The 21036-nt window shown below is 58.1% G+C and carries 18 protein-coding genes; 12 read left to right on the top strand and 6 right to left on the bottom strand.

Going from position 1 to position 21036, the window contains the following annotated elements:
• Nucleotides 1-87: 87 nt before the first annotated feature.
• Nucleotides 88-1137 carry a YeiH family putative sulfate export transporter gene (locus AB8W27_RS06805; RefSeq protein WP_015741857.1) on the top strand — a complete coding sequence of 350 codons (1050 nt, stop codon included), beginning with the start codon at nucleotides 88-90 and terminating at the stop codon, nucleotides 1135-1137.
• Between the two features lie 74 nt (nucleotides 1138-1211).
• The gene (gene nfo / locus AB8W27_RS06800; RefSeq protein WP_015741858.1) at nucleotides 1212-2069 is read left to right on the top strand and encodes a deoxyribonuclease IV; all 858 of its coding nucleotides are present in this window, start codon (nucleotides 1212-1214) and stop codon (nucleotides 2067-2069) included.
• Here nfo and AB8W27_RS06795 read toward each other — a convergent pair whose 3' ends face one another.
• The 4 genes from AB8W27_RS06795 to fruB form a co-directional block, all read right to left on the bottom strand.
• The gene (locus tag AB8W27_RS06795; protein ID WP_041923746.1) at nucleotides 2070-2900 is read right to left on the bottom strand and encodes a sugar phosphate isomerase/epimerase; all 831 of its coding nucleotides are present in this window, start codon (nucleotides 2898-2900) and stop codon (nucleotides 2070-2072) included.
• Between the two features lie 129 nt (nucleotides 2901-3029).
• Complete coding sequence (gene fruA / locus AB8W27_RS06790) at nucleotides 3030-4724, bottom strand: PTS fructose transporter subunit IIBC (RefSeq protein ID WP_015741860.1); 1695 nt, start codon at nucleotides 4722-4724, stop codon at nucleotides 3030-3032.
• Nucleotides 4725-4740: 16 nt separating this feature from the next.
• Nucleotides 4741-5679 (bottom strand): 1-phosphofructokinase, encoded by a 939-nt coding sequence (gene fruK, locus AB8W27_RS06785; protein WP_007750403.1) that lies wholly within the window; start codon nucleotides 5677-5679, stop codon nucleotides 4741-4743.
• Nucleotides 5676-6809, bottom strand: a complete 1134-nt coding sequence (gene fruB / locus AB8W27_RS06780; protein ID WP_007762598.1) for a fused PTS fructose transporter subunit IIA/HPr protein — start codon at nucleotides 6807-6809, stop codon at nucleotides 5676-5678. Before fruB ends, fruK begins: the two co-directional genes overlap by 4 nt.
• A gap of 369 nt (nucleotides 6810-7178) precedes the next feature.
• On the opposite strand from fruB, the gene setB reads away from it, so the two are divergent.
• Nucleotides 7179-8360 (top strand): sugar efflux transporter SetB, encoded by a 1182-nt coding sequence (setB, locus tag AB8W27_RS06775; RefSeq protein WP_015741861.1) that lies wholly within the window; start codon nucleotides 7179-7181, stop codon nucleotides 8358-8360.
• Here the strand turns inward: setB and AB8W27_RS06770 are convergent.
• Entirely contained in the window at nucleotides 8357-8611 is a 255-nt protein-coding gene (locus AB8W27_RS06770; RefSeq protein WP_015741862.1) for a YkgJ family cysteine cluster protein, read from the bottom strand. The genes setB and AB8W27_RS06770 overlap by 4 nt on opposite strands.
• Nucleotides 8612-8917: 306 nt before the next feature.
• On the opposite strand from AB8W27_RS06770, the gene yeiP reads away from it, so the two are divergent.
• A complete protein-coding gene (gene yeiP / locus AB8W27_RS06765) occupies nucleotides 8918-9490 on the top strand; it encodes an elongation factor P-like protein YeiP (protein WP_015741863.1) in 573 nt (190 codons plus the stop codon).
• Nucleotides 9491-9554: 64 nt separating this feature from the next.
• On the opposite strand, the gene uxuA is transcribed toward yeiP, so the two are convergent.
• On the bottom strand, nucleotides 9555-10745 hold the full coding sequence (gene uxuA / locus AB8W27_RS06760; protein WP_015741864.1) for a mannonate dehydratase: 1191 nt from the start codon (nucleotides 10743-10745) through the stop codon (nucleotides 9555-9557).
• A gap of 206 nt (nucleotides 10746-10951) precedes the next feature.
• Between uxuA and AB8W27_RS06755 the strand changes: the two genes are divergently transcribed.
• The 8 genes from AB8W27_RS06755 to AB8W27_RS06720 all read left to right on the top strand — a co-directional run bounded on the left by AB8W27_RS06755 (nucleotide 10952) and on the right by AB8W27_RS06720 (nucleotide 21036).
• A complete protein-coding gene (locus AB8W27_RS06755; RefSeq protein ID WP_015741865.1) occupies nucleotides 10952-12418 on the top strand; it encodes a mannitol dehydrogenase family protein in 1467 nt (488 codons plus the stop codon).
• Nucleotides 12419-12549: 131 nt separating this feature from the next.
• The gene (locus AB8W27_RS06750) at nucleotides 12550-13536 is read left to right on the top strand and encodes a GTP-binding protein (protein ID WP_041923747.1); all 987 of its coding nucleotides are present in this window, start codon (nucleotides 12550-12552) and stop codon (nucleotides 13534-13536) included.
• A gap of 30 nt (nucleotides 13537-13566) precedes the next feature.
• Entirely contained in the window at nucleotides 13567-14274 is a 708-nt protein-coding gene (locus AB8W27_RS06745) for a phosphatase PAP2 family protein (RefSeq protein WP_041923748.1), read from the top strand.
• Nucleotides 14275-14700: 426 nt separating this feature from the next.
• Nucleotides 14701-15270 (top strand): bifunctional murein DD-endopeptidase/murein LD-carboxypeptidase, encoded by a 570-nt coding sequence (gene mepS, locus AB8W27_RS06740; RefSeq protein WP_032806623.1) that lies wholly within the window; start codon nucleotides 14701-14703, stop codon nucleotides 15268-15270.
• Nucleotides 15271-15444: 174 nt separating this feature from the next.
• Entirely contained in the window at nucleotides 15445-17007 is a 1563-nt protein-coding gene (locus AB8W27_RS06735; protein ID WP_015741869.1) for a cyclic di-GMP phosphodiesterase, read from the top strand.
• A 95-nt stretch (nucleotides 17008-17102) separates the two neighbouring features.
• The gene (locus AB8W27_RS06730; protein ID WP_041923749.1) at nucleotides 17103-18908 is read left to right on the top strand and encodes an extracellular solute-binding protein; all 1806 of its coding nucleotides are present in this window, start codon (nucleotides 17103-17105) and stop codon (nucleotides 18906-18908) included.
• Nucleotides 18909-18916: 8 nt separating this feature from the next.
• Nucleotides 18917-20014, top strand: a complete 1098-nt coding sequence (locus AB8W27_RS06725) for a microcin C ABC transporter permease YejB (RefSeq protein ID WP_015741871.1) — start codon at nucleotides 18917-18919, stop codon at nucleotides 20012-20014.
• Complete coding sequence (locus AB8W27_RS06720; protein WP_015741872.1) at nucleotides 20011-21036, top strand: ABC transporter permease; 1026 nt, start codon at nucleotides 20011-20013, stop codon at nucleotides 21034-21036. The genes AB8W27_RS06725 and AB8W27_RS06720 overlap by 4 nt, the downstream gene beginning before the upstream one ends.

Genomic DNA, 21036 nt, shown 5'->3' with positions numbered 1-21036 from the left:
CCACTTATTGAGATTAATTATAAATATATAATCAATTTTAATTTTATACCAGAACGGCATAAGCTTATTCCATAACAGGAGGACGCTATGACCACACTGACTTTTTCTGACCGCCATCATGGGGTTACGCATTTTTTGCCGGGCCTGGCGCTGACCGGGCTGTTGACTGCCGCCGCCCTTTGGGTCGGCGCTATTCCCGCCGTCGGGAATGCGGGCTTCAGCGCGCTGACCGTCGCCATTCTCGGCGGGATGATCATCGGCAACACGCTGTACCCGAAAATCCACACCCACTGCGACGGCGGCGTGCTGTTCGCCAAACAGCATCTGCTGCGCCTTGGCATTATTCTCTACGGTTTTCGTCTCACCTTCTGGCAGATAGCCGATGTGGGCGCCAGCGGCATTCTGGTGGATATCCTCACGCTCGGCAGTACGTTTACCCTCGCCTGCTGGCTCGGGCAGAAAGTCTTTAAGCTTGACCGCGAAACCAGCTGGCTGATTGGCGCGGGCAGCAGCATCTGCGGCGCCGCGGCGGTGCTGGCGACCGAGCCGGTCGTAAAAGCGCAGGCGAGCAAAGTCACCGTGGCCGTGGCGACGGTGGTGATTTTCGGTACGCTGGCGATTTTTGTGTACCCGCTGCTGTGGCCGTGGCTTTCGCCGTGGTTTAGCGAACAGACCTTCGGCGTCTATATCGGCTCGACGGTGCATGAAGTGGCGCAGGTTGTCGCGGCAGGCCATGCGGTCAGCCCGGAGACGGAAAACGCGGCGGTGATCGCCAAAATGCTGCGCGTCATGATGCTGGCTCCGTTCCTCCTGCTGCTGGCAGGCCGGGTAAAACAGCTCGCGCCGCGCGGCGGCGAGAAAGCAGGCAAAATTACTATTCCGTGGTTCGCCCTGCTGTTTATCGTGGTGGCGGCGTTTAACTCGCTCCATCTGCTGCCGCAAGGCGTGGTAAATACGCTGGTGACGCTCGACACCATTTTGCTGGCAATGGCGATGGCGGCGCTTGGTCTGACGACCCATGTCAGCGCGCTGAAAAACGCCGGTGTGCGGCCGCTGCTGATGGCGCTGGTGCTTTTCGCCTGGCTGATTGTGGGCGGCGGCGCGATTAATCTCGCGGTCACGCATCTAGTGGCATAAACCGGCACGCCTTTCCCTGATCTGTCCGCTATGATAAAACGTTCCCCCTTTTGCGGGTATGACAGGAGAAAACGATGAAGTTTATAGGCGCGCACGTCAGCGCATCGGGCGGGGTGGCGAACGCCCCGGCCCGCGCGGCGGAGATTGGCGCGACAGCCTTTGCGCTGTTTACCAAAAACCAGCGCCAGTGGCGCGCGGCAGCGCTGACGCCTGCCGTCATCGACGAGTTCAAAGCCGCCTGCCGCCAGCATGGTTACGGCCCCGGTCAGATCCTGCCGCACGACAGCTTTCTGATTAACTTAGGGCACCCGGAGCCGGAAGCGCTGGAGAAATCCCGCGCGGCGTTTATCGACGAGCTGGAGCGCTGCGCGCAGCTCGGGCTGACGCTGCTGAACTTTCACCCCGGCAGCCACCTTCAGCAGTTAAGCGAAGAGGCGTGTCTGTCGCGCATCGCCGAGTCGGTGAATATCGCGCTCGATAAAACCACAGGCGTCACGGCGGTAATTGAAAACACCGCAGGCCAGGGCAGCAATCTCGGTTTTCGTTTTGAGCATCTGGCGGCGATTATCGACCAGGTGGAAGATAAATCCCGTGTCGGCGTCTGCATTGATACCTGCCACGCCTTCGCAGCGGGTTACGATCTGCGTACCGAAGAAGATTGCGAGAAAACTTTCGCCGAATTTGACCGCATCGTCGGTTTCCAGTATCTGCGCGGAATGCACCTGAATGACGCCAAAAGCACCTTCGCCAGCCGGGTCGACCGACACCACAGCTTGGGCGAAGGCAATATCGGCTTTACGCCCTTTCGCTGGATCATGCAGCAGCCGCATTTCGACAACATTCCGCTGATTCTGGAAACCATTAATCCGGATATCTGGAATGAAGAGATAGCCTGGCTGAAGGCCCAGCAAACTGACGGCGCGCAGGCGTAATTACGCCTCTCCCTCGGGGCGCGGCGCTTCAAGCTGCGCCGCAAGCCAGTTTAGCGAGGCTAACCCGGCGCGGGCGCTCTCTTCGGCGCCCACCTGCTGCCACGCATCGCTGAACACTTCCAGCGACCACGGCCCCTGATATCCGCTGTTCATTAATGTGCGTGCGAAATCGACGACCGGCAGGCTGCCTTCGCCCGGATAAGCGCGAAAATGGCGGCTCCACGCCTCAAGCGGTAAATTCTTGCGCGGCGCGTCGGCGAATTGCGTAAAGAAGATTTTTTCCGGCGGGATGGCGTCAAGCGCCAGCGTATCCCCGCGCGCCAGCACGTGAAAGCTGTCTAACACCAGGCCGAGCGACGAATGATCCACGGCGCTCACCCGCTCCCAGGCCTGCGTATAGCGGTTCACATGGCGGCCCCAGGCGAGCGCCTCGTACCCCACCCGCGCGTCAAACTCCGCCGCGATCTCCGCGAGGCGCGCTAAATCTTCCGTCTGCCGCGCCGGATCGGCGCTGCTGTTCGCCTCCAGATTGCTGCAGGCCAGCAGACAGCGACAGCCCGTTTCGCGCATCGTCTCAAACGTGCGGTACGCGCGCTCGCGGGTTTGCGGCCACGTTTGCGGCGGTACGCCTTCGCCGTTACGCAGCGGCTGCCAGAGAAAAATGGTTAAGCCCAACTCCCGACACAGCGCAGCCAGCCGCGCCGGGCTTTCGCCCCATTCCGTGAAATCGGGTTCGAATATTTCGACGCCGTCGAAACCGGCCTGCGCGATGGCGCGCAGCTTTTCCGGCAGGGTTCCGGCGACACATAGCGTGGCGATTGAGCGCAGCACAGCGTCCTCCTTTAAGCGATACAAAGACTTAAGTGTTGACGTAAACGGCGCAGAGGGCAAAAAAGGCGTGTAACGGAGAGTGACAGAAGGGATAAAAAAACTCCCTGCCGGAGCAGGGAGTTATCAGCATCAGGCCGCTTTCGCCGCCATTTCGCTTTCAGGACGCTTCAGGAAGGCGTAAACCAGACCCGCCAGCAGCGAACCTGCCACGATGGCGAGCAGGTAGCCCAGCACCGGGGTAATGGCGCCCGGGATCAGCAGGACGAACAGACCGCCGTGCGGCGCCATCAGTTTCGCGCCAATCGCCATGGAGATAGCGCCGGTCAGCGCGCCGCCCGCGATACAGCACGGGATCACACGCATCGGATCACGCGCCGCGAACGGGATAGCGCCTTCGGAGATAAAGCACAGGCCCAGCACCAGCGCCGCTTTGCCCCCTTCCTGCTGGCCTTTGTCGAATTTACGACGCGCCACCAGGGTGGCGATACCCATCGCCAGCGGCGGAACCATACCGGCCGCCATAATCGCCGCCATCGGCGCATACACCTGAGAACTCAGCAGCCCCACGCCAAAGGCATACGCCGCTTTGTTCACCGGACCGCCCATATCGGTACACATCATCGCGCCGAGGATGGCACCCAGCAGGACGGCGTTCGCCGTACCCATGCTCTGCAGCCACGCGGTCAGGCCCGCCAGGATTTTGGCAACCGGCGTACCGATCACGTAAATCATCGCCAGACCCACAATCAGGCTGGAAAACAGCGGAATAATCAGGATCGGCTTCAGCGCTTCCATGCTCTGCGGCAGTTTTACTTTACCGCTGATGGCTTTCGCCACGTAACCGGCCAGGAAACCCGCGATGATACCGCCGATAAAGCCAGAACCGGTGCTGACCGCAAGCATACCGCCGATAAGACCCGGCGTGAGGCCCGGACGGTCGGCGATAGAGAACGCGATATAACCTGCCAGTACCGGCACCATCAGGGCGAATGCAGAGCCGCCGCCGATTTTCATCAGCGCAGCCGCCAGCGTCCCTTCCTGTTTAAACGCTTCGATACCGAACACAAACGAGAGCGCAATCAGCAGACCGCCCGCTACCACCATCGGCAGCATATAGGACACGCCGGTCAGCAGATGACGGTACGGACCCGCGCCGCCCTGCTCTTTTTTATCCGTCGCCGCAGCGCCTGCGCCTGCAGGCTGGTACGGTTTCGCTTCCGCTACCGCTTTGTCGAACTCCTGCGCGGTTTTCTTCAGCGCCAGACCAGTCGAGGTGCGATACATCGGCTTACCGGCAAACTTCGCCAGATCCACTTCGATATCCGCCGCCACAATGACCAGATCCGCCTGCGCCACTTCTTCCGGCGTAATCGCATTACCCGCGCCGACAGAGCCGCGCGTTTCCACTTTCACCCACCAGCCGCGTTTTTTGGCTTCGGTTTCAATTGCTTCCGCTGCCATAAAGGTGTGCGCCACGCCGGTCGGGCAGGCCGTGACCGCCACGATGCGTTTCGGGCCGCTGGCGTTTACGCTTGCCGCAGGAGCGGCGGCAGGCGCGGTATAAGCCTTCGCGTGAGATTTCGCTTCGCTTAAGAACAGCTCCGGGTGCGCCACGGCACGATTAATATCGCCGAGGTAAACCTTTTTGCCGTTCAGGGATGCGTCCGTCGGTACGGCACTGCCGATAACAATCGCCAGCTCCGCATCGTTCGGGTTATCGGTTAATTCCAGCTGTGCTTTTTGCGCGGCGGCGCCAAGCAGCGTTTTCGCCATATAAGCGCGGGCCTGTCCATACCCGGGCTCGATAATCAGCAGCGTTTTCATTATGCCTCTCCTGCTGTTAGTGGAAGGGTTTTAAGTCGACACGCGCCATCATTGCGGCCAACTGTGTCCTGTCGGTGATGCCGACGTTGCTCTGGCTGACCGCCAGCGCCGCCACCGCCGTTGCAAGACGTAGGGTATGCTCACTGGATTCACGCATCAGCAACCCGTAAATCAGGCCGCCGACCATGGAATCCCCTGCCCCGACCGTACTGACGACTTCGCAGGACGGCGGTTTGGCGATCCATTCACCCGACGCGTTCACCCACAGCGCGCCTTCCGCGCCCAGAGAGATCACCACATGGGCGATACCCTGTTCGCGAAGCGCGTGAGCCGCCTCGATAACATCTTTCAGTTCCGGCAGTTTGCGGCCGGCCCAGATCTCCAGCTCGCGGCGGTTCGGTTTCACCAGCCACGGCGCGGCTTTCAGCCCCGCGACCAGCGCCTCGCGGCTGCTGTCGAAGATAATGCACGGACACTGGCTGCGCAGGCGGGTCATCCAGTCGGTGAACGCTTCCGGAGAAACGCCCGACGGCAGGCTGCCGCTGACGCACACCATGTCGAACTGGCCAAGCCAGGTTAAGGAGTCATTAACGAAACGCTCCCAGTCGGCAGGCGTCACTTCAAAACCGGAGAAGTTCAGGTCAGTCACTTCGCCGTCTTTTTCCGTCAGTTTGACGTTAATGCGGGTACGGCCCTGGACCACCTGGAAACGGTTGGCGATGCCAAGTTCGCTGAACAGCTGCTGAAAGCCGTCCTGGTTATCTTTACCCAGAAAACCGCCCACGGTGACGTCGATGCCTAAATCTTTGAGCACTTTAGCGACGTTAATGCCTTTACCCGCAGCATGCAGACCGGTGGTCCGCACGAGGTTAACTTCGCCGCGCTCAATCTCTGCGCAGTAACCTACCAGGTCATATGCCGGGTTGAGAGTAATAGTGGCGACACGTCTGCTCATGCTGCGCCCTCCCCAAGACCCGCGTTGATCGCTTCGCCGATGGCGTCCAGCGCCGCCTGCGCATCCTCGCCCTGCGCGGTAAAGCGCAGGCGATGGCCTTTCTTAACGCCCAGCGCCACGACTTTCATCAGGCTGCGGCCGTTAGCCGGTTTACCGGTGCCGTCGAGGTTGGTGACGGTGACATCGCTGTTGAACTGTTTGATGGTGTTCACCAGCACAGTGCCCGGACGCGCGTGCAGACCGTGCTCGTTACGAACGGTGAACTCCGCGCTCAGCACGTCTTCGCCCGGCGCGTCGTCACTGGTCAGCAGCGTCAGCAGCGTGGCGGCGTCGGCGTTCAGCAGACGGTCAGCTTTTTTCGCGATCAGCAGTTCGCTGACGCGGCCCAGCACCTGCAGCGGCTGATCGTCAGCGACTGCTACGGTCAGCAGCAGGCCGACGCTTTCGCCATCCTGGGTGAACGGCTGCGCCGGACGGCTTACCGCGACCGCGCTTGCCAGGTTGCCCTGCGCGCTGTCAGCAAGCCAGACGCCCTGGCCGAGGTTCAGCGGTTTGGCGTTAATCACGTGGCTCACGAATTCAGCATCCACCGCGCCCGCTTCGCTGAGGCGACCGGCGTTCAGCGCCTGCAACGTCACAAGGCTTGTGGCCGCGACGTCAAGCGTGATGGTGTCGTTATCCAGTTTCATGCCCGCGCTTTGCTTCTCGCCCATCAGCAGAGCGCGCAGCTCTTCGGCGGTGGTTGCGGTTTTCAGCTGTTCAGCAATCGCGTCGTCGCTCAGCACATGGGTGAGCTGACGCAGCAGACCTAAGTGTTCATCGGAGCTGGCGGCGATACCAATGGCGACATAGGCAACCTGATCGTCGCCCCAGGCGACGCCCTGCGGGAACTGAAACACCTGCACGCCGGTCTTCAGCACCTGATCGCGCGTGTCAGTGGTGCCGTGCGGAATGGCGATGCCATTGCCTAAGAAGGTGGAAGTTTGCTTTTCGCGGGCCAGCATGCCGTCAACATAACCGGCGCTGACGTTGCCCGCTTTCACCAGCGCGTCAGCTACCTGACGAATCGCCGCTTCTTTATCACCGGCGTGGGCGCCGGGATGGATATCCTGAACAGATAACTGGAACATGGTCTCCTCGCTTGCTGAACCCGAATCGTTTCAGCCGTTGTGAGAAAAAGAGCGCTGCCCCGCCAAATGAGCAAAACGAGACAACGCTGAAACGTTTCAAGAAAGTCTGCATTTTCTGCTCGCTGCGCGCAAGAAAAGCCGTTATTCACGTGTTGAATATTAGAGATCCCGCACATTTCATCCTTTAGTTAAACGCAGCGAGGGCGCACTTCAGCACTTTTGGGGCAACGTTCAGCTCGCTTCAGCAAAGCGGCAGAATCATTCTGAAATGCTATTTTGATTTTTCGTGGCGTCACGGCGTCGGGTATCTGTTCAAATAATGACAAGGGGCGTAAACTCCGCCCCTTCTTTACTGACACTGCCCAGGTTATGCAAAACGACTCCCTCACAGCGCCGCAACGGCCCCTCGATTTCACGTCAGCCTCGTTTCTGATTGTCGCCTTTCTCACCGGTATCGCGGGCGCGCTGCAAACCCCGACGCTGAGCCTGTTTCTGACGGAAGAAGTCCACGCCCGCCCGGCGATGGTCGGCTTCTTTTTTACCGGCAGCGCGATCATCGGTATTTTCGTCAGTCAGTTTCTGGCCGGGCGCTCGGATCGCAAAGGCGATCGCAAATCCCTGATTTTCGTCTGCTGCCTGCTGGGCGCGCTGGCGTGCCTGCTGTTCGCCTGGAACCGCAACTATTTTATTTTGCTGTTTGTCGGCGTATTCCTGAGCAGTTTTGGCTCGACCGCCAACCCGCAGATGTTCGCGCTGGCGCGCGAGCATGCCGATCGCACCGGGCGCGAGGCGGTGATGTTCAGCTCGGTGCTGCGCGCGCAGGTGTCGCTCGCCTGGGTGGTAGGGCCGCCGCTGGCGTATGCGCTGGCGATGGGTTTTGGCTTTCAGGTGATGTATGTCAGCGCGGCGGCGGCGTTTGTGCTCTGCGCGCTGATGGTCTGGTGCTTTTTACCGTCGATGCGCAAAGAGCCGCTCGCCACCGCCGCGCCCCTGGAAGCGCCGCGCCGCAACCGGCGCGACGCGCTGCTGCTGTTTTCGGTATGCACGCTGATGTGGGGCACCAACAGCCTTTACATCATTAATATGCCGCTGTATCTGATTAACGAACTGCGCCTGCCGGAAAAACTGGCGGGCGTGATGATGGGCGCAGCAGCCGGTCTTGAGATCCCGGTGATGCTGATTGCAGGCTATTATGCCCGTCGATTTGGCAAACGCTTTCTGATGCGGGTGGCGGTAGCGGCGGGCGTGCTGTTCTATCTCGGGATGCTGACGCTGCACAGCCCGGCGCTGCTGCTGGCGCTACAACTGCTGAACGCCATTTATATCGGTATTCTGGCGGGTATCGGCATGCTCTATTTTCAGGATTTGATGCCAGGCCAGGCGGGCGCGGCGACCACGCTTTACACCAATACCACGCGCGTGGGCTGGATCATCGCCGGATCGCTTGCGGGCGTGATTGCGGAGCTTCTCAACTACCACTCGGTGTTTTACGTGGCGCTGGCGATGACCGCAGGCGCGGTCTGGTGTTTGTGGCGCATTAAAGATGTTTAAGGCGCGGTCAACGCCTCAAGATGAATAAGAAAGGTCAACGCGTCGTGGCGGCTCTCGCCGCACATCTCTTTCGAAGGCTGAAGGCCGCCGCACACTTTCGGGCGCAGCGGCGAACCAAAGAGCTTACAGCGCAGGCGTTCGTCAAGCTGGACGCAGGGCGTGTTCGCCGGTTTGCCGTCGGGCATGCCGGGGATCGGGCTTGAGATCGACGCTGCAGTGCAGCAGGCGCCGCAGTCGGGGCGACATTCCATACATTCTCCGTGACGACGCTCAGGCGTCGGTCAGTGATATTTCAGGCAGCAGCCGGTAGTCTGCCGCCTCGCCCTTCTTTTCCAGCCCGATAGTTTGATAGCTTGCGGCTCAGCATGGCGCGGTTCGCGTGAAAGCCGGGCATTGTAGCTTTTTGCCTCGCCCGGTACAGCCCTGTGGCTTAAAAATTCGCCGCGCGCCGCTTTTTCGGCCTGCCTCGCAATGTGCGTAATTCCGCTTGCCTGGCGCGTGTCTCGCGAGTAACTTGTCGCGATATTTTGCATATTCCAGCTTAACAGGACACGTCGATGCCAAGAGCGAATGAAATTAAAAAAGGTATGGTGCTGAATTACAACGGCAAACTGCTGATTGTGAAAGATATCGATATTCAGTCACCGAGCGCGCGCGGCGCGGCTACGCTGTACAAAATGCGTTTTTCCGATGTCCGTACCGGGCAGAAAGTGGAAGAGCGTTTTAAAGGCGACGATATCCTTGACACCATTACGCTGACCCGTCGTTTTGTCGATTTCTCTTACGTCGACGGCAACGAGTATGTCTTTATGGATAAAGAAGACTATACGCCATACACCTTCACGAAAGATCAGATTGAAGAAGAGCTGCTGTTTATGCCGGAAGGCGGTATGCCGGATATGCAGGTGTTGACCTGGGACGGTCAGCTGCTGGCGCTTGAACTGCCGCAGACGGTGGATCTGGAAATCGTGGAAACCTCGCCGGGCATCAAAGGCGCCTCCGCCAGCGCCCGCTCCAAACCAGCAACCCTCTCTTCGGGCGTCGTGATTCAGGTGCCGGAGTACCTGAGCGCCGGTGAGAAAATCCGCGTGCATATCGCAGAGCGCCGCTACATGGGCCGCGCCGAATAATCGCCGCCCTGTAAACGTAAAAAGCCCCGCCAGTGCGGGGCTTTTTTTATGGCGGTACTGACGATTACAGCAAATCCGGGAACAGCACTTTTTTCAGCGCCAGCTCCACGCCGCGCACTTCCGCAAGCCCTTTCAGGCGGCCAATCGCCGAATAGCCAGGGTTGGTTTTCTTGCGCAGATCGTCAAGCATCTGGTGGCCGTGATCCGGACGGAACGGGATCGGGCGGAGATCGCCGGCCTTTTTACGGCGCTGCTCTTCGGTCAGGATCGCTTTCACCACTGCTACCATATCGACGTCGCCATACAGATGCGCCGCCTCGTGGAACGTTTTCGGGTTCGCCTCGCGGCAGGTGGCGCGCAGATGCGTGAAGTGAATGCGATCGGCAAAGGTTTCTACCATCCGCACCAGATCGTTATCCGCCCGCACGCCGTAAGAGCCGGTGCACATAGTGAAACCGTTATGAATGCTGTCGACGGTCTCTTTCAGCCACTGCATATCTTCAATGGTGGAGACAATACGCGGCAGGCCGAGGATCGGACGCGGCGGATCGTCCGGGTGGACCGCCAGACGCACGCCCGCTTCTTCCGCCACCGGGACAATCGCTTTCAGGAAATACGCCATGTTATCGCGCAGCGCGGCTTTATCGATATGGTCATACTCGCTCAGACGGGCGCGGAACTGATCGAGCGTATACCCCTCTTCGGCACCCGGCAGACCGGCGATGATGTTACGCGTCAGCGTCTCAATCTGCGCTTCGCTCATCGCCCTGAAATAGTCCTGCGCCTGGCGCTGCTCATCCTCAGAATAATTATCCCGCGCGCCGTCGCGTTTTAAGATGTGCAGTTCAAACGCCGCGAAGGCGATGTGATCGAAACGCAGCGCTTTTGAGCCGTCCGGCAGCGTGTATTCCAGATCGGTACGCGTCCAGTCAAGGATGGGCATGAAGTTATAGCAGACGGTATCGATGCCGCAGACCGCCAGATTGCGAATGCTCTGCTGGTAGCTTTCGATATAGCGATCATACTGACCGGAGTGGGTTTTGATATCTTCATGCACCGGAATACTTTCGACGACTGACCAGGTCAGCCCTTTCTGCGCAAGCTCCGCCTGACGTTTTTTGATCTCCTCGACCGGCCAGATCTCGCCGTTAGGAATGTGGTGCAATGCGGTGACGATGCCGGTCGCCCCGGCCTGTCTGATGTCATCCAGCGATACGGGATCGTTCGGCCCGTACCAACGCCAGGTTTGTTCCATCGCCCTCTCCTTAAAAAGTTGTTATACCAATATTGCGGAACACTATGATGACTACCATACATGTTTGGCCGAAACCGTCAAACCGCACGCGAGCCGCTATTGATCCAGCTCACAATCCCCGGATATTTACGGCACACCAATTCAATTTGCTGTCATATAACTTTACACTGGTTTTGTTAAATAATGGTTATCAGGATATGTGAGAAATGAATAATATCGCTTCTGCCACGCTGCCCGCGTCGGTTCAACGCCCGACTTACGACCGCCGCGCCCTGCAAACCCGCATCGTGCATTTCGGCTTCGGCGCGTTTCACCGCGCGCATCAGGCGCTGCTGACCGACAGAGTGCTTAACCTGAACGGCGGCGACTGGGGCATTTGCGAGATAAGCCTGTTCAGCGGCGATGAACTGATGAGCGCGCTGCGCGCCCAGGATCATCTCTATACGGTGCTGGAAAAAGGCGCTGACGGTAATCAGGCTATTATTATTGGCGCAGTGAATGAATGCCTCAATGCGAAACTCGACGGGATGGACGCGATTATTGAAAAATTCTGCGAGCCGCAGGTTGCTATCGTCTCGTTAACCATTACGGAAAAAGGCTACTGCATCGATCCCGCGACCGGCCATCTCGATACGCAAAACAGCCGTATCGCGCACGATCTTGAAAACCCGCACCAGCCGCACTCCGCGCCCGGCCTGCTTGTGGAGGCGCTGCACCGCCGCCGTGCGCGTGGGCACGCCCCGTTTACCGTGCTCTCCTGCGATAACATTCCTGATAACGGCCATGTGGTGCGCGAAGCGGTGCTCGGCATGGCGCACAAGCGCGACCCGTCGCTGGCGCAATGGATCGCGGATAACGTGACCTTTCCCGGCACCATGGTCGACCGTATCGTGCCGGCAGCGACGCCGGAATCACTACAGGAAATTGCCGACGCGACCGGTGTAGCCGATCCGTGCGCGATCAGCTGCGAGCCATTTATTCAATGGGTGATTGAAGATAATTTCGTCGCGGGCCGCCCTGCCTGGGAAGATGCGGGCGTACAGATGGTGGATGACGTGCTGCCATGGGAGCAGATGAAGCTAAGAATGCTGAACGGCAGCCACTCTTTTCTCGCATATCTCGGTTATCTCGCCGGCTATGCGCATATCAGCGACTGTATGAACGACGCGCATTTTCGCGACGCGGCGCGACAGCTGATGCTGCGCGAACAGGCGCCGACGCTGCGTATCACCGGCGTGGATCTTAACGGCTATGCCGACAGCCTGATTACGCGTTTCGCCAATCCGTCGCTGAAGCATCGCACCTGGCAGATTGCCATGGATGGTACCCAGAAACTGCCGCAGCGTATGCTGGATTCGGTACGCTGGCATTTGCAGCACGGCGGCGAGTGGTCGCTGCTGGCGCTGGGCGTGGCGGGCTGGATGCGCTACGTGAGCGGCGTGGATGACAACGGAGCGTCCATCGACGTGCGCGATCCGCTCGCGGAAAAAATCGCGGCGTTAGTGCAATCAAGCAGTGAAGACGAACGCGTCGGCGCGCTGCTGACGCTCAAAGAGGTGTTCGGCGAAGATCTGCCGCAGCATCCGCTGTTCATCCATACGCTGAACGCCGCCTGGCAGTCGCTGTGCCGCCTGGGCGCGAAAGAGGCGGTTGCGCGGCTCGCGCGTCGCTGATTTTTAACCCTGAATGCTTTTAACGCGGACGCAGCCCCTGCCCGTCCGCGTTGCCTCTTCTCATGCCCGCTATTTTTATCCAGAATGACGCCTGATGATTTATTCCCGTCAGATATTTATCAGGAGCGCATGTGACCCGTACCAATCTCATTACCGGCTTTCTTGGCAGCGGCAAAACCACCACGATCCGTCATCTGCTGGCGCATAAAGATCCGGCGGAAAAATGGGCCGTCCTGGTCAATGAATTTGGCGAGGTGGGCATCGACGGCGCGCTGATGGCCGACAGCGGCGCGCTGTTAAAAGAGATCCCCGGCGGCTGCATGTGCTGCGTCAATGGCCTGCCGATGCAGGTCGGGCTTAATACCCTGCTGCGCCAGGGAAAACCCGATCGTCTGCTGATTGAGCCGACGGGGCTTGGTCATCCGAAGCAGATCCTGGATATGCTGACGTCCGAGATTTACGAACCTTATATCGACCTGCGCGCCACGCTGTGCCTGCTCGACTCGCGTCAGCTGCTGGATGAAAAATATACCGCCAATGAGAATTTCCGCGACCAGCTGGCCGCGGCGGATATCATTGTCGCCAATAAACAAGATCGCAGCGACGCGGCCAGCCTCGCGGCGCTGAACGCCTGGCGCGACGAACACGCCGCCGACCGGGAACTGGTGTTCGCTATCCAGGGCGAAATCGACCCGGCGCTGCTCGATAAACCCCGTCTGAACCTGCGCGAACTGCCCGCCAGCGCGCATCACGCCCATTCGCACGCACCGCGCAGCGGCCTTGCCGCGCTGAGCCTGCCGGGCAGTCAGCGCTGGCGTCGCCGTCTTAATAGCGGACAGGGGCATCACGCTTGCGGCTGGATTTTTGATGCCGACACGGTATTCGATACTATCGGCATCCTGGAATGGGCGCGGCTCGCCCCGGCTGAGCGTGTAAAAGGCGTACTGCGTATTCCCGAAGGGCTGGTGCGTATTAACCGCCAGGGACAGGATCTGCGTATCGAAACCCAGAGCGCTCCGCCGCCGGACAGCCGGATTGAGCTGATTACCGCTGCGGAAACCGACTGGAACGCACTTCAGTCCGCCTTGTTGAAGCTTCGTTTAGACACACCGCTTTAACGTTACCCTTTTGTGAATATTCAGACTGCCATGACCAATACCCGTTTCCCCGCGATCCTGCTGCTTAATCTCGCAGGCGCCGTCCTTTTTCTTTCCTGGTATCCGCCGGCGCAGACCGGTTTCTGGTTTACCCTCGATGCCGGGATTTTCCACTTTTTTAATCACCTGGCTGCGACCAGCCATACCTTTTTATGGTTTCTGGCGATTACTAACAATCGCGCGTTTGACGGCTGCTCGCTGCTGGCGATGGGTCTGCTGCTGCTCTGGTACTGGCGTCAGGCTACGCCGTCGGGCCGCCGCCACATCATTATTATGGGCGTCGTGATGCTGCTATCAGCGGTTGTACTCAATCAGCTTGGCCACCTGTTGCCGGTGTCGCGTCCGAGCCCAACTCTGACGTTTGAAGACAGCCTGCGGGTGGGTAAGGTCGTGGGGATTTCCACCAAAGACGCCTCGACCGACAGTTTTCCGGGCGACCATGGCATGATGCTGCTTATATTTGCGGGATTTATGTGGCGCTATTTCGGCGGTAAAGCTTTCGCGCTTGGCCTGTTGATATTCTGCGTTTTCGCGCTGCCGCGCATGATGATTGGCGCGCACTGGTTTACAGATATCGCCGTTGGCTCTTTGTCAATCATTTTTATTGGTCTTCCGTGGATTTTATTGACGCCGCTTAGCGATAAAATAATTACCTGGCTTAATAATCATCTGCCCGGTCAAAAAACAACAAATTCATAACAATTAATTAATAAATTAATTGTATCACCAACAGGGATCGTTAAGGGTCCCTGTTTATTTTATATGCACCCCCCTCCTGACGCTTTTCGCCAGAATTTCACAGATTCGTCATAAAAATGAATACGTTGTCTATTTTTGCGGCAAATCGCGCCCCCTTTTCCTTTCTCTGCAAATGCTATACCGGGCATTACAATTTCTTATAAAAAAATAACTAAAACCACTCGCCATATGGGGTTTGTTAAGGTAATCTCGGGAGCGTTTTGCGGTTTAAGGGCATTTATTGGTAATGCAAATAAAAAGTGTGGACTGACACACAAATTAGCTCACCAGGAATTGTCTTACCCCCCAGAGCTCATTAGTCTCGGCACGTTTAGCTTTTTTTATAACGATTTTTATCGTTAAGGACTTCAAGGGAAAACATACATAATGGTCAAATCTCAACCAATCCTGAGATATATCATGCGGGCTATCCCCGCAGTCGCTGTGGCAGTTTTGCTTTCAGCATGTAGCTCTACCAATACCGCAAAAAACATGCATTCTGAGACGCATGCAGTAGGTGAAAACGACGGGCTGTTACTGCAAGCCTCTCAGGATGAATTTGAACAGATGGTTCGTACGCTGGATGTTAAATCCCGCATTATGGATCAATACGCTGACTGGAAAGGCGTGCGCTATCGCCTCGGCGGCAGCAACAAAACGGGCATCGATTGTTCTGGTTTTGTGCAGCGTACCTTCCGCGAACAGTTTGGTTTAGAACTGCCGCGCTCAACGTATGAGCAGCAGGAAATGGGCAAACCGGTCGATCGTACCCGGTTGCGCTCCGGCGATCTGGTGCTGTTCCGCGCCGGCTCTACCGGCCGTCATGTAGGCATTTACATCGGTAATAATCAGTTCGTACATGCGTCAACACGTAGTGGCGTCATGATTTCCAATATGGACGAACCATACTGGAAGAAGCGCTATAACGAAGCGCGCCGCGTACTGAGCCGTAGTTAATTCCGGTATGACGATTTCCCTTGATCGTCCTCGCTGAACGATAAAAAACGCTGCTGATGCAGCGTTTTTTTTGTCTACGATTCTGGATGCCCGCCTCGCCCTTTCCCCTCACCTTACGCGGGATTGTCTGTTAAGCTGGTTTCACGCTAGTTGCTCGCACAGGAACTAAAAAGGATGTTATCCAGTCCGCCTTTTGCATCAACGCTCTCCACGCCCCGTAAAATTATTCTGGTCGGTATAGCGACCGGGCTGGCCCTGACGTTGATGATTACGCTCGCCGCCCGCGGCTGGCTGCACCAGCAGCGGGAAAACCAGTACGACATGCTGGCGCGGGATATCCATCATTATCTCAATACATATTTTGCGCAGCTGAAAGCCTCCGCCGACGCGCTGCAACCGCTGACGCTCGCCGAATGCGGCGCCGTATCGGCCGAACTCACCTCACGCGCGGCATTTAACGTCAACGTGCGCGCCTTTTTATTGATAAGAGACGGCGTCGCCTATTGCTCCTCCGCCACCGGCAAGCTTCATCTGCCGCTTCGCGACCTTGTGCCGGATATCGATACCCGCAAAACGGTGGATATCAGTATTATTCCGGGCACGCCGATGATGCCCGATAAACCCTCCATCGTGATGTGGTTCGGCAATCCGCTGATGGAAGGTCGTGGCATTGTCACCACGCTTAACGTCAATCTCACGCCCTATCTGATTTATACCGCGCGGCAGAACGATCTCAACGGTCTGGCGCTGGTGGCGAAAGATCGGGCGCTGACCACCTTTTCCGGGAAAGTAATGACGCCGGACGAACTGCCCGCCGAGCCGCTGCGAAGCGAGAGCGTGCAGGGTTATCCGCTCAAACTCTACCTGTATGGCGACACCATGCCCGCTGAAGACCGCCATCTTGCGCTGCTGCTGGGTCTATTAATCGGGGTCCTGGGCGGTGCGCTGACGGTAATTCTGCTGGCGCTGCGCGCGCGATCCGGGCGCGAGATCCTCAGCGCCATCAAACGCAACCAGTTTTTTGTGGTCTATCAGCCGGTGGTGGACGCCGCTACGCGCCAGATCCGCGGCGTGGAAGCGCTCATGCGCTGGGAGCACCCGAGTGCCGGCATGATCCCGCCAGACGCTTTTATCAGCTTCGCCGAGGCGCAGGGGCTTATCGTCCCGCTAACTCATCATTTGTTTAAATTGATTGCGCAGGATGTGCCGCGCCTGCAACAGTCGCTGCCGCCCGGCGCCAAGCTCGGCATTAATATTGCGCCCGGTCACCTTCATTCCGAGCAATTCAAAGCCGATATCCAGAAACTGCACGCCTCGCTGCCGCCGGATTACTTCCAGCTGGTGTTTGAGATTACCGAGCGCGACATGATCCGCGAAGAAGAAGCGATGGATCTTTTTACATGGCTGCATGAACAAGGCCATGAAATTGCGGTGGATGATTTTGGCACCGGTCACAGCGCGCTGATTTATCTTGAGCGCTTCACGCTTGATTATCTGAAGATCGATCGCGGATTTGTAAATGCGATCGGCACCGAAACGATCACCTCGCCGGTGCTTGATGCCGTCATCAGCCTGGCGAAACGCCTGAATATGGTGACGGTGGCCGAGGGCGTGGAGACACAGGAGCAAGCGAAATGGCTGACCGTGCGCGGCGTAAACTTTTTGCAGGGCTATTATTTCAGCCGTCCGGTGCGCGCCGCTGATTTGCCTGCCAGCATGAAAGAAGCCGACGCATAACGCAGGGCTATTTCACAATCCCGCGCGGCTCCCTTATTATGCTGCCATGCTGTTACCGCGCCCGCTCAGGCCCCGGAGAAGGACACACCACCTCAATGATTGCACGCGCGTTCGTTTTGCTGTTTTTGATGTTCAGCGCGGTTTGTCATGCGCAGACCATTCATGAAAGTTACTCCCTGGCGGTGCTCGGGGAGCCGAAATACGTCGTTAACTTCAACCACTTCGATTACGTGAATCCGGCGGCGCCGAAAGGCGGCAGCATCACGCTGGCGGCCATCGGCACGTTTGATAACTTCAACCGCTACGCGCTACGCGGCAATCCTGGCGTGCGTACGGAAACGCTCTACGACTCGCTGTTTACCAGTTCCGACGACGAGCCGGGCAGCTACTACCCGCTGATTGCCGAAATGATCCGCTACCCGGACGACTTTTCCTGGGCGGAAGTGACGATAAACCCTCAGGCGCGCAACCACGACGGCTCGCCCATTACGGCTAAAGATGTTGCGTTCACCTTCCATAAATTTATGACCGAAGGCGTGCCGCAGTTCCGGCTCTATTATAAAGGCGCGACGATCAAAGCCATCGCGCCGCTGACCGTGCGCATTGAGCTGGCCCAACCCGGCAAAGAAAATATGCTGGGCCTGCTGACTCTGCCGGTGATGCCCGAAAAATTCTGGCGCGACCATAAGCTTAGCGATCCGCTCTCCTCGCCGCCGCTGGCGAACGGCCCCTACCGCGCGACCCAGTGGCGCATGGGGCAGTACATTGTTTATTCCCGCGTGAAAGATTACTGGGCGGCCAACCTGCCCGTTAACCGTGGCCGCTGGAATTTCGATACCATTCGCTACGATTATTATCTGGATGACAACGTCGCTTTCGAGGCGTTTAAAGCGGGCGCGTATGATTTTCGCCCGGAAACCAGCCCGAAAAACTGGGCGACGCGCTATACCGGCAGCAATTTTGACCGTGGCTATATCGTTAAAGACGAGTTCGAGAAAACCACCGCCCAGGATGCCCGCTGGCTGGCATTCAACATTCAGCGGCCTTTCTTCGCCGACCGCCGCGTGCGTGAGGCCATCTCGCTCGCTTTTGATTTCGAATGGATGAATAAGGTGTTGTTTTACAACGCCTGGCGCCGTCCGAACAGTTATTTCCTGAATACCGACTATGCCGCGCGCCACTATCCGGACGCCGATGAGCTCACGCTGCTGGCGCCGCTAAAAAAAGAGGTGCCGCCGGAAGTCTTTACCCGTATCTACGAGCCGCCGGTGTCGCGCGGCGACGGCTTTGACAGGGAAAATCTCATCAAAGCGCTGGCGCTCCTGAAAGAGGCGGGCTGGGAGCTTAAAAATAACAAACTGGTGAACCGCGAGACGGGCAAGCCCTTCACGTTTGAGCTGCTGCTCGGCTCACAAGGGAATAACCAGTGGGTATTGCCTTTCCAGCACAGCCTGGCGCGGCTGGGCATTACCATGACCCTCCGCCAGGTCGATAATTCGCAGCTTACCAACCGACTGCGCAAACGCGATTTCGACATGATGCCCACGCTCTATCGCGCCGCGCCCTGGCCCGATACCGGCTTACAGATAAGCTGGGCCTCGGACTACATCGACTCCTCGTGGAATACCCCCGGCGTGCAGAACCCGGCGGTAGATAAACTCATCGCGCAGATTATCGCCAGCCAGGGCAACCAGCAGAAGCTGCTGCCGCTCGGCCGTGCGCTCGACCGCGTGCTGACCTGGAACTACTACATGATCCCGATGTGGTACGCCGCCGCGGATCGCGTGGCGATGTGGAACAAATTCTCACGCCCGGCCACCAGCCCGCTCTACACCATTGGCTTTGATACGTGGTGGTATGACGTGAATAAAGCCGCCACGCTGCCAGAAGCGCGGCGCTGAGGAGAGTTATGGGCGCGTATCTGCTTCGTCGCTTGCTGTTGTTGATCCCGACGCTCTGGGCCATCGTCACGATTAACTTTTTTATTGTCCAGATAGCGCCCGGCGGCCCGGTGGATCAGGCGCTTGCGGCTATCCAGTTTGGCAGCGGCGGCGGCGTACCTGGCGTTCAGGGCGGCGGGATGCAAAGCGCTCGACCGCAAAACGGCGTGATGAATGTTAACGAGAGCCACTACCGCGGATCTCGCGGGCTCGACCCGGAAGTGGTCGCCGAAATCACTCACCGCTACGGGTTCGACAAACCGCTGCATGAGCGCTACCTGAAAATGCTGTGGGATTACGCGCGTTTCGATTTCGGCGACAGTCTGTTTCGCAGCGCGTCGGTCATTGATTTGATTAAAAACAGTCTGCCGGTATCAGTCACGCTCGGTCTGTGGAGCACGCTGATTATCTATCTGGTGTCGATTCCGCTTGGCATCCGCAAGGCGGTTAACAGCGGCAGCCGCTTCGACGTCTGGAGCAGCGTGGCGATTATCACCGGGTACGCCGTTCCCGCCTTCTTGTTCGCGATTTTACTGATTGTCGTTTTCGCGGGCGGCACCTGGTTCGATCTCTTCCCGCTGCGCGGGCTGGTCTCGACCAATTTCGACACGCTCCCGTGGTATCAGAAAATCACCGACTATCTCTGGCACATTACGCTACCGGTACTGGCGACGGTCATTAGCGGCTTTGCGACGCTCACCATTCTCACCCGCAACGCGTTTCTCGATGAGATCCGCAAACAATACGTAGTGACGGCCCGCGCCAAAGGGCTGGGCGAACAGCAGATCCTCTGGCGCCATGTTTTTCGCAACGCCATGCTGCTGGTGATCGCGGGCTTCCCGGCGACATTTATCAGCATGTTTTTTACCGGTTCGGTGCTGATTGAAGTGATTTTCTCACTGAATGGTCTCGGACTGCTGGGCTATGAAGCCACCGTGTCGCGCGATTACCCGGTGATGTTCGGCACGCTCTATATTTTCACCCTGGTCGGCCTGCTGCTGAATATCCTGAGCGATATCACCTATACGCTTGTCGACCCACGCATTGATTTCGAGAGGCGCGGATGAAAGGGCTGAATCCGGTCAATCAGGCGCGCTGGGCGCGGTTTCGCCATAACCGGCGCGGCTACTGGTCGCTGTGGATTTTCGCGGTCATTTTTGCGTTGAGCCTCTGCGCCGAGCTTATCGCCAACGATAAACCGCTGGCGGTGCATTACCAGGACCGCTGGTATTTCCCGCTTATCCATCACTACAGCGAAAGCGATTTTGGCGGCCCGCTCGCCACGCCTGCCGATTATCAGGATCCGTGGCTGCAACAGCGGCTGGAGGAAAAAGGCTGGGTGCTCTGGGCGCCGGTGCGTTTTAGCGGCACCGCGATTAATTTTGCGTCGGATCACCCCTTCCCTGCTCCGCCGTCGGCGCAAAACTGGCTTGGCACCGACGCCAACGGCGGCGATGTGCTGGCGCGCGTTCTGTATGGCACGCGCATTTCATTGCTTTTCGGACTGATGCTCACCTTCTGTGCAAGCGTCCTTGGCATTACCGTCGGCGCGATTCAGGGCTACTACGGCGGCAAAATCGATCTCTTTGGCCAGCGCTTTATCGAGATTTGGTCAGGCATGCCGACGCTGTTTCTGATTATTATCCTCTCAAGCGTGGTGCAGCCGGGTTTCTGGTGGCTACTTCTGATAACCGTCCTGTTCGGCTGGATGGCGCTGGTGGGCGTAGTGCGCGCTGAGTTTCTGCGTACCCGCAACTTTGACTATATCCGCGCCGCCCAGGCGCTCGGCGTCAGTGACCGCGCCATCATCTGGCGTCATATGCTGCCGAACGCGATGGTGGCGACGCTGACGTTTCTGCCGTTTATTCTGTGCAGTTCAATTACCGTGCTGACGGAGCTCGATTTCCTGGGCTTCGGGCTGCCGCTCGGCTCGCCGTCACTCGGCGAATTGCTCTTGCAGGGCAAAAATAATCTTGAGGCGCCCTGGCTTGGGCTCACTGCCTTTTTCTCGGTGGCGATCCTGCTGTCGCTGTTAATTTTTATCGGCGAAGCCGTTCGCGACGCCTTCGATCCTGGTAAGGCGGTCTGA

It is taken from the genome of Cronobacter turicensis (assembly GCF_041222865.1).
GTDB lineage: Bacteria > Pseudomonadota > Gammaproteobacteria > Enterobacterales > Enterobacteriaceae > Cronobacter > Cronobacter turicensis.
This window is presented reverse-complemented; position numbering and strand designations above follow the sequence as displayed.